The following is a 15,155-nucleotide window of genomic DNA, read 5'->3' on the forward strand; positions in this document are numbered from 1 at the left end:
ACGTTGCATTAGAAGGTGACCCCGACGCCGGCGCTGACGGTTTGGCCGCTGTCCTCGGTCGGATAGGCGCCCGAACGGTTCTCGGCATTCCAGTGAATCAGGTTGAACTGGAGGCGGATGACGTTGTCGAGGTACCAGTTGACGCCCGCAGTCGCCGCCCAGCCCTCCCCCGCCGTCGGGACGCCGGAGTAGTCGATGTTCTCATACCGGGCCAGCAGCTCGATCGCGCCGGGACCGCCGTCCAGGACCGGCCGCAGAACGCGTGGCTGCGCGAAGGTGCCGAGGTGAGCATTGTACGGCGGCAGTTCACCGGTGAGGAAGTAGCCGCTCGACAGGCTCCAGGCTTCGCTGACGAAGTCGGGCCGTCCCGCATCCAGTTCAGCGTTGCGCTTGCCCGCCTCGCCCATGACCCAGAAGGGTCCGGCATAACCGCCGGCTTCGACGCCATAGCCCCGCGTGCCCGTGCCGCCGGTCAGGGTTCCGCTCGAGACCCGCAGGGCCCCATTGAAGCGGCCGCCGATCGACGTGTTGCGCGTCAGAGATCCGGCGCCCTCGGCCAGTTGCTCGTCGAAGCCCCAGGCGCCGAGGTGAAGGGTGGTGCGCTCGGTCTTGACCGGGTTCCAGTGGATCCGCCCCATCAGCGTCTGGCTGTCGGAGACCACCTGGCGGTTATCGATATAGTCGCCGCTGAGGGTCAGCGAGGCGTGCCCGCTCTTCCAGAACACGCGCGGCATCAACGAGATGCCGTAGAAGCCACGCTGCGGAATGATGGCGGTCGCGACGACGTTGCGCTCCAGGAAGGGCGGAGCGTCAGAGCCGCTCGACCCCTCGAAACTGCGGTCGTTGAACATGTTGCCGAAGCGAACATCGTAGGAAAGGTCGCCGACCTTGTCGCGCCAACCGACGAAGGCGGTGCCCACGTCGGACACGTTGTCCGCGAAATCGTTTTCGAACTGGTAGAAGAAGTTCGGCCCGGCAGAGCCTTCGATCCCGATCCGCAGAGCGCGCATTCCCGTCGTTGTGATGTTGCGCGCATCATAGTCCGAACCGAAGGTGGAACTGGTGTGGGCGATGATGCGGCCACGCATCTTGAACCGGTACTTGCCGTCCGGCGAATAGAAGGCGGGCAATCCGCCCTTCCATTCTGTCGTCACGCCGGCAGTGTTATTGGCCTCGGCGCGGGCCTGGGCGACGGTCTGGTCCGCTAGACCAGGCTGTACGATGTTGGACGCGTAGAGATCCGCAGCACTGTCGCCGTCGGCGTTAACTCGACGGGTGACGCCAGGCGTCCGAACTCCGGTCGTAGGTGACGAAGCGGCCGTTCCGCCGGACTTGGCGGCTTCCATCGCATCCAGGCGAGCACGAAGCGCCGCGATTTCACCGGCCTGTGCGCGAACCAGAGCAGCAAGCTCTGCATGATCAACAGTCTCGGTCTGCGCAAAAACAGGGCCGGCGAACAGAACAGCCGCCACGGCCGTGCCTGCAACAAGCGTATTCTTCATTTCATCATATTCCCTGATTTTTGGCCCACAGCAGAAATATTGGAATACGCAACTAGTTTTGCTTGAGATACATTACTTAGGTTTGCTCATGACGATGGCATCGATTATTTTCATAGACATCGCCAATCTAATTTCGCCACCATCGACGCTTAACACGCGCCTCCGCGAGGACGTTTAACGCCAGTCAAGCAGCAAGAATCGTACAAATACCTACGCAAGGCCCCTTACCATCCAAATGAACTCGACTTCATTTATTGATTTTGATGTTAACTTAAAGATAAACGCCCATGCGTAAGTTTCCTTACGTGATCATGCGCAATTTTTTGCCTGCATCATTTTAACTTTCTAAAAATATTTAGATGCACATTATAGTTTAATGATCGTGTTAATTAGACAATGCTGAATTCAGCACCTCGACATCATGGATATCTATCTAGTTTTGTAAATATTCGAGACGATCGCAGCATTCCTGGAACAGGATAACTTTCGCACCTATTACATCTATAAATGAGTGAATGGCATGTAACTGCGCCCTGAAACACAAGCCATTCTCTAAAAACAGAAGTCAAAGAAGCTTGCAGGAATGACCTCGAAGACTGACGGCGTCCCCGACTTCTTACTCACAGCCGACAGATGCCGCGCGATGGGTTCGACCTTCATCGCCTCCATTCTCGAGTCCGTCGTCGCTCAGCTGGCGCACGCTCCGGTCAGCGCCGCCATGATTCGCAACTGGCCGGGCGACCCTGCGGCAGCCGCTCTCGCCCTGCGGGTCAACGGCGCGCTCCACGCCCTTGCGCGGCGGGAAACCCCAAAACGGCTGGCGCAACTCTACCGTGGAGAACACAACGACTTCGACGGCGCCATCGCCGTCACACTATCGGAACAAGACCCATTCATCGCCGACTGGCTTCGTCACCCGACCCAGACGAACGAGGTGGCGCGTGCGGGCGCGACCATGGCCGCCCTGATGGAGTCAGCGGGCCGATGGGACATGCCGTTCGAACTTCTGGAGCTGGGTTCGAGCTGCGGCCTGAACCTTAACCTCGCGCACTACGCCTACCGTCTGGGCGGCACGGAAGCGGGGAATCGCGCGTCCTCCGTCCGGATCGAGCCCAGATGGCGCGGCGCGCCTCCGCCGCTGGTCCCAATCTCGATCGCCTCCGCACGCGGGGTGGATCTGCACCCCCTGGACGCGTCAGACCCTCGGGATCGCGAACGCCTTCTGGCCTTCGCCTGGGCCGACCAACCCGTCCGCATGGATCGCCTGGAAAAGGCGCTTGAGATCGCGCGCACCTATCCGCCCTGTGTCGATCTGGGCGACGCGCCGGCGTGGCTGGCGCGGCGTCTAAGCGAACCGCAAAGAGCGGGCTACTGCCGGGCCGTGGTTCACACCATGTTCCTGCAATATCTCGACCAGCGCCATCGCGCCGACCTTGCGTCCATACTGGATGCGGCCGGCAAACGGGCGACGCCCGAGCGCCCGCTGGTCTGGATCAGCTTTGAATGGACGCCCGACCGTAGCGAGGTGGAGTTGCGCCTGACATCCTGGCCTCAAGGCGAGACCAGGGTTCTGGCGAAATGCCATCCCTATGGCGACGCGATCGACTGGCAAACGCCCGAAGCCGCTCCGCTCGTCGCCTAGATCAGGGCGCGTTTGCGGGCGAGGTTCAGGTCCATGTCGGCTCCCTGCTTCGATCGAGCTGCGGATATCGGGTTTCCGCAGCGTCAGTGCAACGCGACGTTAACCGACGCGGCGCACCATCCTTCCCATGTGGCCGTCAGCAGCTGTCTGAATCGGCCGTGGAGGGCCGGCCCATGTCGACCAAGATGACCTCGAGCGTGCGTCGCCACAGCGACCATTTCGAGCCGCAGGACACCGATCCGCACGAGCAGCGCCGCCTGCGCGGCCAGTTGGAGCAGATCGACTACGCCGCCTATGTCGCCAACAAGGAGTTGATCGGTCACACCCTGACCGGGCTGGACGCCGCCTCCCTGCAGAAGCTGGCCGTCCTGACCGCCAGCGCCCGCGCCAAATGGGCCGCCGAGGCCCTGCGTCTGGCTCACTCCGGCTCGCCGGTCACACCCGACCAGGTCGCCCGCCTGAGCGCCGCCCGCACCGCCTTCGACGAACTCGCCGAATCCTACGAGGCCCTGCGACGCATGGTCGAGCGGGGATATGCGGTGTTGAAGCCGTCTTAGATGGACCGCCTGGTGGAGCCGAGGGGAGTCGAACCCCTGACCTCGTCATTGCGAACGACGCGCTCTACCAACTGAGCTACGGCCCCGTTCCAGTGCTGGATCAGGCCTCCAGGCGAGGGCGCGACATAGAAGGCGGGCGGGCTTGGTGTCAACGGGCTTGTGCGCGCAATCGAAGCAGGCGCGCGGAGATCATTGTGAGATGGCCGCGTCGCGGCTAGAAGCCGAAGTTCGCGACTTCGAGGAGAATACATATGGGCACCGCCCTGGTCTGGCTTGTGAACGCCGTCATCGGCCTGATGGTCTGGTTCATCATCATCCAGGCGATCCTGAGCTGGCTGTTCGCCTTTGACGTCATAAACCACCGCAACCGGTTCGTCAGCCAGGTCGCCGAGTTCCTGGACCGGATCACCGCGCCCATTCTCGAGCCGTTCCGCCGCATCATTCCGCCGCTGGGCGGGATCGACATTTCGCCGATCGTCGTGCTGTTGCTGCTCCAGTTCGTCCGCATTCTGTTCAACGCCTCGGCGGCCCCGGTGCTGATCGGCATGTTGGGCTGATGTGACACGGCGGTCAGGATTCTGACACGTGGGCGCGATTCCGCCCTTGCGCCGATCCGCTGTGTTCCTAAAGGTGCCGGCCCCGACCATTTTCGACCACGGTTCATGAGCACGATCACCACAGTCGCCGTCCTGGGCGCCGGACAGATGGGCGCAGGCATCGCCCATGCGGTGGCCCTCGGCGGCTATTCGGTCCGGCTTTACGACGTGGCCGCCGGCCGGCTGCCGCTGGCCCAGGGCGAAATCGCCGCCAGCCTTTCCCGCCAGGTCGAGCGGGGCCTTGTGGCCCAGGCCGACGCCGACGCCGCCCTGGCCCGGATCGCCGCCACCGACCAGATCGCCGAGGCCGTGACCGGCGCCGACCTTGTCATCGAGGCCGCGCTGGAGGACGAGGCGGTCAAGAAGGCCGTCTACGCCCAGGTCGCCCCTCACCTGGGGCCGCGGACCCTGCTGGCCTCCAACACCTCGTCCATCTCCATCACCCGCCTCGCCTCGGCCTCGGACCGACCCGACCGGTTCATCGGCCTGCATTTCATGAAGCCGGCCCCGGTGATGAAACTGGTCGAGATCGTGCGCGGCATCGCCACCTCGGCCGAGACCCACTCGGCGGCGGTCGACTTCGCCGAAAGCCTGGGCAAGACCACCACCGACGCCGAGGACTTTCCCGCCTTCATCGTCAACCGCATCCTGGTGCCGATGATGAACGAGGCGATCTTCGCCCTGTACGAGGGGGTCGGCAATGTCGCCTCGATCGACAAGGCGCTGCGCCTGGGGGCCAATCATCCGATGGGGCCGCTGGAACTGGCGGACTTCATGGGGCTGGACGTGGTCCTGGCCATCATGAACGTGCTGTACGACGGCCTGGCTGACAGCAAATATCGGCCCTGCCCCCTGCTGGTGAAATATGTCGAGGCCGGATGGCTGGGCCGCAAGAGCGGGCGCGGCTTCTACGACTATTCCGGCGACGTCCCGGCGCCGACGCGATGAGCCGGTTCGACAGCTACGCCGACCTGCCGGGTCAGGCGACCATCCATTCTCGACCGGCGCCCCTGTATCCGATCCTGGCCTCGCTGGCCGGGGCCGCCTGGCCGCCTCTGCTGCTGACCCTGCCGCTGTGGCCGCCCAATCCGGTAGGGCCGGGGCGGGATCTGGACTGGCGGCTGATGGTGCTGCTGATCGGGCTGGTGCTCGTGCCGCTCGGCCTGTGGCGGATCATCGACGAACGCCGGCGCAGCGGGCGGCCGGGCTCGCGCCTGGGCGTGGTCTGGCGGTTCATGCTGTACGGCGGCCTGGCGGCGGCCGGCCTTCAGGTGCTCTGGGTCCTGGGCATGGCGGTCGTCGGCGGGTTCGAGGCGGGCGATGTCGCCCAGGCCCTGGGCGCGGCCGAGACCACCCTGCTGATCTTCGGCGTCGGCGGCCTGCCCATCGCCATGATCATCGGCGTCAGCTACGCCTTGTGGGCAGGCCTGTGCGCGGCCTTCATCGCCTTCGAGGCCAGGCCCGCCGTCAAGGACAGGCTTGGACTGATGCCGAAAGGTTGATCTTGGGCCGCCCGTGGGGCGAGGGGAGCGTCGGATGTCGATCGAGGATACGGGTGGGGCGAGCCGTCTGAGACCGGTCGAGGCGCAGGCCCGGATCCCCACGCTGGACGTCATGCGGGGTCTGGCGGTGCTGGGCATACTGGCGGTCAATGTCGTCTCGTTCGGCCTGCCCTTCATGGTCTATGGCGAGCCGGACCTGAGCCCGTTTCCCGTAACCGGCGCCAACGCGGTGGCGCGCTGGACGGTGGACGTCTTCTTCCACCAGAAATTCATCACCCTGTTCTCGATGCTGTTCGGCGCCTCGATCTTCCTGGTCGGGGGCGAACGCGAGGACGAGGCGCGCGGGCGGCTATTGCGCCGACGCCTGTTCTGGCTGGCGGTCATCGCCCTGATCCACGGCCTGGGCTTCTGGTACGGCGACGTCCTGCTGCTCTACGCCTGGTCCGGCCTGTTCGTGATGCTGATACGGTCTATGCCCGCAGGGACCCTGATCGGGATCGGCCTGGGGGTCACCCTGGCCCTGGGAGCGATGCAGGCCGGACTGGCCTGGCTGATGGTCGCCGGCCCGCCGGTGGTCGTCGAGGCGATGAACCAAGGCCAGCCGGGTTATACGATGGCAGCGGTCGAGGCCGCCATCACCGCCTACCGCAGCGGCTGGGCCGGCGCCATGAGCCAGAATCTGGGGTCCTGGTTCTTCCTGCAGGGCGCGAGCCTCAGCCTGTTCGTCTTCTCGACGGTCGCCCTGATGATGACGGGGATGGGACTGTTTAAGGCGGGCTTCCTCAGCGGACGGGCGCCGCCCTGGGTCTATCTGGCCCTGATCGTCCTGGGCGGGGCCTTGCTGGCCCTGACGGGCGTGCTGGAATGGGCCGAGGCCATGGCTGCCCGGGGGGCGCATCCGACGCGAGGCCTGGCCGAGGCGGCCGCCGCCTTCCCGATCTTCGTGACCCTGGCCTATGTCAGCCTGATCGTGCTGGCGGTGACGCGCGGCCCGGCCTGGCTGGTCGCCCCCCTGCGCCCTGTGGGCCAGATGGCCTTCACCAACTATCTGACCCAGACCCTCATCATGAGTTCGATCTTCTACATGCCCTGGGGGCCGCGCCTGTTCGGCCAGGTCGACTATGTCGGCATGTGGGGCCTGGTTCTGGGCGTATGGGCGGTGCAACTGGTCTGGTCGCCCCTGTGGCTGTCGCGGTTCAGCATGGGTCCGCTCGAATGGGTCTGGCGCTGTCTGACCTACGGTCGGCTGGTGCCGATCCGAAAAGAGGCCTGATCGCGCTTTTATCGCAGGCGCGAAGGGATTAACTGGAGGCCATGGCCGCCCAGGATACTCCCGCCGAAACCTTCAAGCGCGCGCTGGGCCATGCCGCCCGCGCCCTGGCCGAACAGCCCGAGTTGGAAGTGGTGTTCGGGTCGGACGGGCCGAAGCTGGTCGGCGGGGTCCTGACCCTGCCGCATCCGCCGCGTGATCCGTCCGGCCCCGAGAGCGCCTCCTTGCGAGGCCAGGCCGACCGTCTGGCCCTGCGCCTGGCCAACCATGACACGGCGGTCAACGCCCGGATGCGGCCCGTCGACAGTCGCGCGGCCGAGGTGTTCGACGCGGTCGAACAGGCGCGCGTCGAGGCCGTGGGCTCTGAATATCTGGCCGGGGTGCGCGACAATCTGGGCGCGGCCCTGTTGACGCGGCTCGAGAAGACCGGCGCCCTGCGCATCGCCGAGGCGGACCGGGTGCCGGTGTCCGAGGCGGTGGCTCTGCTGGTTCGTGAACGTCTGACGGGCCGCCCTTCGCCCGACGGCGCCAAGTCCATGCTCGATCTGGTCCGCACCACGATCGAAGCCAAGGCCGGCGCCAAGCTGGACGCCCTGGCGGCGACGGCCGGCGACCAGGAAGCCTTCGCCGAAAAGATGCGCGACGTCCTGCGCGCCCTGGACCTGGACCCCGGCGACGGACGCGGCGAGGACACGTCCGAAGATCCCGGCGACGAGGAGCCGGATCCGCAGGAACCCGACGCCAGCGACGAACCCGACGAGGACGAGGACGAGCAGGGCGGCGAGGGCTCCCAGTCGATGGAGGGCGACGCCGATGATCAGTCATCGGAACAGGAGCGCGAGAGCCGCCCCGAAGGCGCGCCCGCCGACCCTGACGGCGACGGCACCGAGGACGGACCGGAGCTGAACGAGGGCCAGCAACCCAATCGCCAGCAGACCGCCGACGACGGCCGGGCCGTCGATTTCTACCGCGTCTTCACCACCGCCTATGACGAGGTGGTGGACGCCGCCGACCTGTGCGACCCGATGGAGCTGGAGCGGCTGCGCAACCTGCTGGACCAGCAGCTGACCATCCTGTCCAGCGTGGTCTCGCGTCTGGCCAACAAGCTGCAACGCCGCCTGCTGGCCCAGCAGAACCGGTCCTGGATGTTCGATCTGGAAGAGGGGATGCTGGACACGGCGCGCCTGACCCGGATCGTCACCGACCCCACCGCCCCCCTGTCGTTCAAGGCCGAGAGCGAAAGCCCGTTCCGCGACACGGTGGTGACCCTGTTGCTGGACAACTCCGGCTCGATGCGCGGGCGACCGATCATGGTGGCGGCGGTCTGCGCCGACATCCTGGCGCGGACCCTGGAGCGGTGCGGGGTCAAGGTCGAGATCCTGGGCTTCACCACCCGCGCCTGGAAGGGCGGACAGAGCCGCGAGGCCTGGATCAGCGCCGGCAAACCCGCCAACCCCGGCCGCCTCAACGACCTGCGCCACATCATCTACAAGGCCGCCGACGCGCCCTGGCGCCGGGCCAAGAAGAACCTGGGCCTGATGATGCGCGAAGGCCTGCTGAAGGAGAATATCGACGGCGAGGCCCTGCAATGGGCGCACAATCGCCTGCTGGCCCGGACCGAGCAGCGCCGCATCCTGATGGTGATCTCGGACGGATCCCCGGTCGATGACTCGACCCAATCGGCCAACGCCGCCCTCTATCTGGACAAGCACCTGCGCCAGGTGATCGCCGAGATCGAGGACCGGTCGCCGGTCGAACTGCTGGCCATCGGCATCGGCCACGACGTGACCCGCTGGTACCGCAAGGCCCTCACCATCGTCGATGTCGAACAGCTGGCCGGCGCCATGACCGAGAAACTGGCGGAACTGTTCGAAGCCGAAAGCGCCGCTGTTCCGGCCCGCCGGGTGCGCAAGAAGCTGGCCGCATGAACCGCCTGCGCCGCCTCGCCGTCGCCTGGGCCGCCCTGGCGCTGACGGCCTGCGCCGCCACCCTCGGCCCGCCCCAGCCTGATCTTTCCCACGGCGACGGCTGGACCTTCGCGCCGGCGGAACTCAAGACCGTCGGCCTGGGCTTGCCCGGCGCGGTTCTCGCCCCCGACGTCCGCTTCGCCGGCGGGGTGGAGATCGTGGCGGGCCTGGGCTCGCCCCTGCACGGGCTTTCGGACCTGAAACTGACCGGCGACGGCGGTTTCGTAGCCGTCTCCGACGCCGGGGATCTGGTGCGCGGCGTCCTGCGGCTCGATACCCGGGGACGACTTGTAGGCGTCGATCGCCTGGCGTCGCGCCGACTGACGCTGGAGGACGGCCGACCGATCGCCGACAAGATCGACGGCGACGCCGAGGGCCTGGCCCTGACCCGATCTGGCGATCTGCTGATCAGCTTTGAACGCCATCACCGCATCTGGAACTACGGCCCCCTGTCGGCCCTGCGGTCGCCGACGCCTGTGTCGTCGCCCGACGCGGTCTTCCCCGATAACGAGGGCATGGAGGGTTTAGCCGCCGCCCTGCCCCGCCAAGGCGAAGGCTGGCGCGTCCTGGGCGAAAGCGGGGGCGTCTGGGACTGCACGCCCGAGCGGTGCCGCGTCGTGGTCTCGCCGCCGGCCGAAGCGCCCAAGGACAGCGACTATCGCTCCACCGGCCTGGATCGCGAGCCTTCGGGCGACGGTTGGTTCAGGGTCGAGCGCCGCTACGCGCCGCCGTTCGACATGCGTGGACGTGTTCGCCGACTGGCGCCCGATGGGACTCCGGGTCCAATCCTGGTCGAGCTGAAACTGCCCGGCACGACCGACAACTTCGAGGGGGTCGCGGCCGAGCGGCGGGGCCAGGCGACGCGGCTCTATCTGCTGTCCGACGACAACGCCAACCCGGCCCAGCGCACCCTGCTGCTGGCCTTCGACGTCCGATAGGTCAGGCCGCGCCCGCCCATTGGGCGGTTTCCGGCTCGCCCTCGACCGCCAGCAATCCCTTGACGAAGGCGTCGCGCCAGATGCCGACGTCGGTGTCGCGCACCACCTGCATCAGGGCCTCCCATTTGCGGATGCGCTCGGCCAGGGGCATGGTCAGGGCCTTCTGGATGGCGTCAGACAGTTCCTCGCGGCTGTAGGGATTGACCAGCAGGGCCTCGCCCATCTGTTCGGCGGCCCCCGCAAAGCGCGACAGGATCAGGACGCCGGGATCTTCGGGGTTCTGGGAGGCCACATATTCCTTGGCCACTAGGTTCATACCGTCGCGCAAGGGCGTCACCAGGCCGACCTTGGCCGCCCGATAGATGCCCGCCAACTGATCGCGGCGGTAGGTCCGGTTCAGATACCGGATCGGCTGCCAGTCCATGTCGCCGAAGGCGCCGTTGACCCGTCCAGCCAGAGAATCCAGCCGCGCCCGCAGATCCTGATAGGAGTCCACGTCGTCGCGCGAGATCGGCGTCACCTGCAGCAGGAAGACCTCGCCCCGCATCGAGGCGTTGTCGTGCAGGAACTGCTCGTAGCCCAGCAGCCGCTCCTCCAGCCCCTTGGAATAATCCAGCCGGTCCACGCCCACGATCATCGACCGGAACGCCGCCGAGGCCGCCATCCGGTCATAGGTCCGGGCCCCCAGGGTCGAGTTGCGCGCCGCCAGGAAGCCTTCGACGTCGATGCCGATGGGGAAGACCCCGGTCTGGACCCGCCGTCCGAAACATTCCAAGCCACCGTGGCCGAACAGCTCCCCCTGGGCCTCGCTGACCACATAGTCGGTGAACAGATCGCTCCATTCCTGGGTGTGGAAACCGATCAGGTCGAAGTCGAACATCGACTCCACCAGCCGCCGGTGATGCGGCAGGGTCACCAGCAACTGACGCGCCGGCCAGGGCGTGTGCAGGAAGAAGCCGATCCGGTTCCTGATCCCCAGGCGGCGCAGGTCCCGCGCCATCGGTATCATGTGATAATCATGGATCCAGATGATGTCGTCCGGTTCGATCACCGGGGCCAGCACCTCGGCGAACCGGCGGTTCACCCGCTCATAGCCTTCGCCATAGGATCGTTCGTACTGGGCCAGATCGATCCGGTGGTGGAACAGCGGCCATAGGGTCTTGTTGGCGTAGCCGTTGTAATATTCGTCGACGTCCTGAGGCTCCAGATCGACCAGGCCCACGGTGACGCCGGCGCGATCCTCGACCTTCATCTCGCCTGTGAAGGTCTCGACGGTGTCGCCAGACCAGCCGAACCACAGGCCGTCGTATTTTCGCAGGGCTGCGGACAGGGCCATGGCCAGGCCGCCGGCCGAGCCGGCGGCAGGATCGGAAGGGGCGGAAACCCGGTTGGATACGACGATAAGGCGGCTCATGACTTCACTTCGACAGCGACCCCAGCCCCGGGGTCAGACAGGTGTTCGGCGTATCAACGCACGTCGGTCCAGGAACGGCTCAACATCACGGCGCAATTGATGATGCCGACCAGGGAATAGGTCTGGGGGTAGTTGCCCCAGAGCTCGCCATCCTCGACCGAGATGTCCTCGCTCAGCAACCCCGCATGTGTGCGCCGCGCCAGCATCTCTTCAAAGATCGCACGCGCCTCCTCGACCCGGCCGTTCTGGTGCAGAGCCTCGATGAACCAGAAGGTGCAGAAGTTGAAGGCGGTTTCCGGTTCGCCAAAATCGTCCGGCTCGACGTAGCGGAACAGGAAGGGCCCCTTTTTCAGGTCGCGCTCGATGGCGTCGAAGGTCGCCACCTGGCGGGGATCAAGGGCGTCGAGGAAGCCAAGATCTGTCAGCTGAAGCAGGGAGGCGTCCAGTTCACGCCCGCCGAAGCTCGCCGCAAACCGGCCCTCGTCCGGAAGGAAGGTTTCGGCTTCGATCCGCTCGCGGATGGTGGCGGCCCGCTGACGCCAGACCTCGCCTCGTCCCGTCAAGCCCAGATGATCCGCTGCCTTGGCCAGGCGATCACACGCCGCCCAGCACATGACCGACGAATAGGTGTGGACGCGCGCAATAGTGCGGAACTCCCACAGACCGGCGTCGGTCTGATCGTGCATGGCGAAGGCGCGCTCGCCGACCTTCTCCAGGGCGTGGAAATCCGCGATCGTGCCGGGACGCAGCAGTCGTTGATCGTAGAAGGCCTGGACCAGCGGAAGCACGATCTGTCCGTACACGTCATGCTGCAGATGCTCATGCGCCTGATTGCCGATCCGCACCGGTTTCATGCCGCGATAGCCCTCGACCGTATCGACGATGCTTTCGCCGATTCCGGGCTCTAGACCCACGCCATAGACCGGCTGCACATGCCCCCCGGCCGAGTCATCTACCAGATTGCGCAGATAGCCCAGATAGTTCTCCAGAATATCGACCGCGCCCAGCCGGTTCAGGGCTCGCACGGTGTAATAGGCGTCGCGGATCCAGCAGTAGCGATAATCCCAGTTGCGCCCGCTCTCCTTGAACTCGGGCACCGAGGTGGTCATGGCGGCGACGATGGCTCCCGTCTCCTCATAGGCGCAGAGCTTCAGGGTGATGGCCGCGCGGATCACGGCCTCCTGATAGTCCAGCGGCAGATAGAGTTTTCGCACCCAGTCCTGCCAATAGGCCACGGTCCGATCCAGCGCCGCCTGGACGCCGGGGCCGACGTCCTGATCATAGCCTTCGTCCGGTCCGAAGAAGAAGGCGTGCGGGCGCTCCAGGCGGAAGACCCGCTCTTCCAGCACATGCGACACCGGGCAGTCGGTCGTAAGACGGAAGGTCACGTCCGGACACTGGAAGCGAATATGGTTCGAGCCTGAGGTGTGGGGCGCCGGCTTCGCGCCCCAGTCGGCGGCGGGGCGAAGCCGGATCCGGATGCGCGGCGTGCCCTGCAGCGGGCGGACGATCCGCCCGAAGGCCAGCGGCCGGTAGGTCCGCGAATGTTTCGGATGGCGCGGCGCGAAATCGATCACCTCGACCGCCGCCCCGTCCTCGGCCGTAAGGACGGTGCGCAGCACCGGGGTGTTGCGCACATAGGCCTGGCTGACGTGTTTCAGGCCTTCCAGTTCGACGGCCCAGAAGCCGTGGTCCGGGTCCTCACCATCCATCAGAGCCGAAAACACGGGGTCGCCGTCAACCCGCGGCGCGCAGGCCCAGACGAACCGGCCACGGCGGTCGATCAGGGCGCTGATGGCGCAGTTGCCGATCGGAAACAGGTCCAGATTGGGTTTCATCGATCAGGCCTTTGCTACGGCTTCGAGCCAGGTCAGGACGGCGTCGACGTCGTCTAGGCGATAGCGGGCGGCGGTTTCGCGTTCAGGCCCGACCAGCACGCCGTAGCCGCCGAGCGCGGCGGCGGCCCTGAACCCATGTTCGTCGGTCAGATCGTCGCCCAGCATCACCGGCATGGCCCCCTTGAACGGTTCATCCCGCATGAAATCGGTCACGGCGGTGCCCTTGTCGGCTCCGGGCGTCTTCAACTCCAGCACCATATGGCCGGGCTGCAGGGTCAGGCCGGTCTCGGTCTGGAGACGCTGCGCCAGCCGTTCGGCGGCGGCGGCCTGGTCCGGCGCCTGCCGATAGTGCAGGCCGGCTGAAACCCCCTTGTCCTCGACGATCATGCCCGGCCGGTCGGCGGCGAAGGCCTGGAAGGCGGCGAGGGCCTCGACCACGCCGGCGTCGGGTTCGCCACGCTGGATCGATCCGTCCTTGAGGCGACGCTCCAGCCCGTGGACGCCCGAGGCCGAGGTCAGGGCGCGACCGGAAATCCTGTCGATCTCGACGATGGTTCGTCCGCTGACGATGGCGACACGACCCGCCAGCCGCGCCTCGACGGCCATCAGCGCCTCGGTACGACGGGCCACCGGCCCAACGGCGTCGGGCGTCGGCGCCATCGGGGCCAGCACCCCGTCCATGTCAAGGAACAGGGCCACCCCGTCTGCGAGGACGGGCGGCTTGGGCAACAGCCGCGCGGCGGCTCCGGCGTGAGACGGCATATGGATACGAACTCTTTTTGACTTCCCCTGGGTCGCTTAACGCACCAGTGCGGCAAAGGTTGACCCGAAAGCGACAAAGTCGTCTGAAGGGTCATGTTGCGCGCGGCCTGGGGATGGGGCAGATCGCGCGGCTCGAACCAAGGAGAGCCCGAAAGCGGGCCTTGTCAGACCATGACCGAGATCGTCCATTCGTCCTCCGAAGACATCGCCGCTATGACCGACCGCGCCCGCGAGGTGATGCGGCTCAACATCGAGGCGCTGGAGGCGCTGGAACGGACGATCGACGTGTCCCTGGCCCGCGCGGTCGATGTGATCATGAGCCGGCCAGGCTATGTGATCGTCACCGGCATGGGCAAGTCGGGCCATATCGGCGGCAAGATCGCCGCGACCCTGGCCTCGACCGGCACCAACGCCTTCTTCGTCCATCCGGCCGAGATGAGCCACGGCGACCTGGGGATGCTGCGGCCCGACGTCACCGTGCTGGCCATTTCCAACTCGGGCGAGAGCCGCGAACTGCGCGATCCGCTGATCTATTGCCAGCGCAACGGCATTCCCGTCATCGCCATCACCCAGCGTCCCGCCAGCTTCCTGGGCCGCAACGCCGCCGTCTGCCTGACCATGCCCAGCGTGGCCGAGGCATGCCCTAACGGCCTTGCGCCCACGACGTCGACCCTGATGACCCTGGCCCTCGGCGACGCCCTGGCCATGGTGCTGATGGACCGACGGGGGTTCAGCGCGCTCGATTTCGGCCTGCACCATCCCGGCGGCGCCCTGGGCATGAGCCTGCAGAGCGTACGGGAATGGATGGGGGACAATGCCGCGGCCCCGGCCAGCGTGCCGCTGAACGCCTCCTTCAGCGAGGTGGTCTCGGCCATCACCGAGGGCCGCAAGGGCGCGGTTGCTGTGCTGCAGGCGGACGGATCCCTGGCCGGGATCGTGACCGACGGCGACCTGCGCCGCGCCTTCCAACGCGACATCAACGGCCTGACGGCGGCCGACATCATGGGGGCCAATCCGATCACAGTCGACCCCACCGCCCGGATGAGCGACGTCGTGGATCTGCTGACCGCCAACAAGATCTCCAACCTGTTCGTGGTCGAGGAAGGGCGGCCGACCGCCATCGTCCATGTCGCCGAACTGATGCAGGCCGGCTACGTCGCCTGAGCG

The 15,155-nt window shown here is 66.3% G+C and carries 13 protein-coding genes and 1 tRNA gene; 9 read left to right on the forward strand and 5 right to left on the reverse strand.

Features of this window, described 5'->3' with window-relative positions:
- Positions 1 to 8: 8 nt before the first annotated feature.
- Positions 9 to 1,502, reverse strand: a complete 1,494-nt coding sequence (locus ACVPT3_RS15645; RefSeq protein ID WP_492041761.1) for an OprO/OprP family phosphate-selective porin — start codon at positions 1,500 to 1,502, stop codon at positions 9 to 11.
- Between the two features lie 583 nt (positions 1,503 to 2,085).
- Here ACVPT3_RS15645 and ACVPT3_RS15650 point away from each other — a divergent pair.
- Together ACVPT3_RS15650 and ACVPT3_RS15655 are read left to right on the forward strand one after the other, a co-directional pair.
- Positions 2,086 to 3,144 (forward strand): DUF2332 domain-containing protein, encoded by a 1,059-nt coding sequence (locus ACVPT3_RS15650; protein ID WP_492041762.1) that lies wholly within the window; start codon positions 2,086 to 2,088, stop codon positions 3,142 to 3,144.
- Positions 3,145 to 3,317: 173 nt separating this feature from the next.
- Entirely contained in the window at positions 3,318 to 3,701 is a 384-nt protein-coding gene (locus tag ACVPT3_RS15655; protein ID WP_492041763.1) for a hypothetical protein, read from the forward strand.
- 10 nt (positions 3,702 to 3,711) lie between these two features.
- Here ACVPT3_RS15655 and ACVPT3_RS15660 read toward each other — a convergent pair.
- A tRNA-Ala gene (locus ACVPT3_RS15660) sits at positions 3,712 to 3,787 on the reverse strand.
- Between the two features lie 165 nt (positions 3,788 to 3,952).
- On the opposite strand from ACVPT3_RS15660, the gene ACVPT3_RS15665 reads away from it, so the two are divergent.
- The 6 genes from ACVPT3_RS15665 (at position 3,953) to ACVPT3_RS15690 (ending at position 9,974) form a co-directional block, all read left to right on the forward strand.
- Positions 3,953 to 4,258 (forward strand): YggT family protein, encoded by a 306-nt coding sequence (locus tag ACVPT3_RS15665; RefSeq protein ID WP_492041764.1) that lies wholly within the window; start codon positions 3,953 to 3,955, stop codon positions 4,256 to 4,258.
- A 105-nt stretch (positions 4,259 to 4,363) separates the two neighbouring features.
- A complete protein-coding gene (locus tag ACVPT3_RS15670; protein WP_492041765.1) occupies positions 4,364 to 5,245 on the forward strand; it encodes a 3-hydroxybutyryl-CoA dehydrogenase in 882 nt (293 codons plus the stop codon).
- The gene (locus ACVPT3_RS15675; RefSeq protein ID WP_492041766.1) at positions 5,242 to 5,799 is read left to right on the forward strand and encodes a phthalate transporter; all 558 of its coding nucleotides are present in this window, start codon (positions 5,242 to 5,244) and stop codon (positions 5,797 to 5,799) included. Before ACVPT3_RS15670 ends, ACVPT3_RS15675 begins: the two co-directional genes overlap by 4 nt.
- 34 nt (positions 5,800 to 5,833) lie before the next feature.
- Complete coding sequence (locus ACVPT3_RS15680) at positions 5,834 to 7,072, forward strand: DUF418 domain-containing protein (RefSeq protein WP_492041767.1); 1,239 nt, start codon at positions 5,834 to 5,836, stop codon at positions 7,070 to 7,072.
- 41 nt (positions 7,073 to 7,113) lie between these two features.
- Positions 7,114 to 8,997, forward strand: a complete 1,884-nt coding sequence (cobT, locus tag ACVPT3_RS15685; protein ID WP_492041768.1) for a cobaltochelatase subunit CobT — start codon at positions 7,114 to 7,116, stop codon at positions 8,995 to 8,997.
- Positions 8,994 to 9,974 (forward strand): esterase-like activity of phytase family protein, encoded by a 981-nt coding sequence (locus ACVPT3_RS15690; RefSeq protein ID WP_492041769.1) that lies wholly within the window; start codon positions 8,994 to 8,996, stop codon positions 9,972 to 9,974. The genes cobT and ACVPT3_RS15690 overlap by 4 nt, the downstream gene beginning before the upstream one ends.
- A 1-nt stretch (position 9,975) precedes the next feature.
- Here ACVPT3_RS15690 and ACVPT3_RS15695 read toward each other — a convergent pair whose 3' ends face one another.
- The 3 genes from ACVPT3_RS15695 to otsB are packed head-to-tail and all read right to left on the reverse strand — an operon-like array spanning position 9,976 to position 13,988.
- A complete protein-coding gene (locus ACVPT3_RS15695) occupies positions 9,976 to 11,388 on the reverse strand; it encodes an alpha,alpha-trehalose-phosphate synthase (UDP-forming) (protein ID WP_492041770.1) in 1,413 nt (470 codons plus the stop codon).
- Positions 11,389 to 11,441: 53 nt separating this feature from the next.
- Positions 11,442 to 13,226 carry a glycoside hydrolase family 15 protein gene (locus tag ACVPT3_RS15700; protein WP_492041771.1) on the reverse strand — a complete coding sequence of 595 codons (1,785 nt, stop codon included), beginning with the start codon at positions 13,224 to 13,226 and terminating at the stop codon, positions 11,442 to 11,444.
- Between the two features lie 3 nt (positions 13,227 to 13,229).
- The gene (gene otsB, locus ACVPT3_RS15705) at positions 13,230 to 13,988 is read right to left on the reverse strand and encodes a trehalose-phosphatase (protein WP_492041772.1); all 759 of its coding nucleotides are present in this window, start codon (positions 13,986 to 13,988) and stop codon (positions 13,230 to 13,232) included.
- A 171-nt stretch (positions 13,989 to 14,159) separates the two neighbouring features.
- Here otsB and ACVPT3_RS15710 point away from each other — a divergent pair, with 171 nt between their 5' ends.
- Positions 14,160 to 15,152 carry a KpsF/GutQ family sugar-phosphate isomerase gene (locus ACVPT3_RS15710; RefSeq protein ID WP_492041773.1) on the forward strand — a complete coding sequence of 331 codons (993 nt, stop codon included), beginning with the start codon at positions 14,160 to 14,162 and terminating at the stop codon, positions 15,150 to 15,152.
- Positions 15,153 to 15,155 lie beyond the last annotated feature (3 nt).

The sequence above is a fragment of the Brevundimonas sp. FV1ps31S genome, from assembly GCF_058681265.1.

Coding starts and splice junctions, on each gene's coding strand:
- ACVPT3_RS15645 (WP_492041761.1), bottom strand. CDS start 1,502: ATGAAGAATACGCTTGTTGCAGGCACGGCCGTGGCGGCTGTTCTGTTC.
- ACVPT3_RS15650 (WP_492041762.1), top strand. CDS start 2,086: ATGACCTCGAAGACTGACGGCGTCCCCGACTTCTTACTCACAGCCGAC.
- ACVPT3_RS15655 (WP_492041763.1), top strand. CDS start 3,318: ATGTCGACCAAGATGACCTCGAGCGTGCGTCGCCACAGCGACCATTTC.
- ACVPT3_RS15665 (WP_492041764.1), top strand. CDS start 3,953: ATGGGCACCGCCCTGGTCTGGCTTGTGAACGCCGTCATCGGCCTGATG.
- ACVPT3_RS15670 (WP_492041765.1), top strand. CDS start 4,364: ATGAGCACGATCACCACAGTCGCCGTCCTGGGCGCCGGACAGATGGGC.
- ACVPT3_RS15675 (WP_492041766.1), top strand. CDS start 5,242: ATGAGCCGGTTCGACAGCTACGCCGACCTGCCGGGTCAGGCGACCATC.
- ACVPT3_RS15680 (WP_492041767.1), top strand. CDS start 5,834: ATGTCGATCGAGGATACGGGTGGGGCGAGCCGTCTGAGACCGGTCGAG.
- cobT (WP_492041768.1), top strand. CDS start 7,114: ATGGCCGCCCAGGATACTCCCGCCGAAACCTTCAAGCGCGCGCTGGGC.
- ACVPT3_RS15690 (WP_492041769.1), top strand. CDS start 8,994: ATGAACCGCCTGCGCCGCCTCGCCGTCGCCTGGGCCGCCCTGGCGCTG.
- ACVPT3_RS15695 (WP_492041770.1), bottom strand. CDS start 11,388: ATGAGCCGCCTTATCGTCGTATCCAACCGGGTTTCCGCCCCTTCCGAT.
- ACVPT3_RS15700 (WP_492041771.1), bottom strand. CDS start 13,226: ATGAAACCCAATCTGGACCTGTTTCCGATCGGCAACTGCGCCATCAGC.
- otsB (WP_492041772.1), bottom strand. CDS start 13,988: ATGCCGTCTCACGCCGGAGCCGCCGCGCGGCTGTTGCCCAAGCCGCCC.
- ACVPT3_RS15710 (WP_492041773.1), top strand. CDS start 14,160: ATGACCGAGATCGTCCATTCGTCCTCCGAAGACATCGCCGCTATGACC.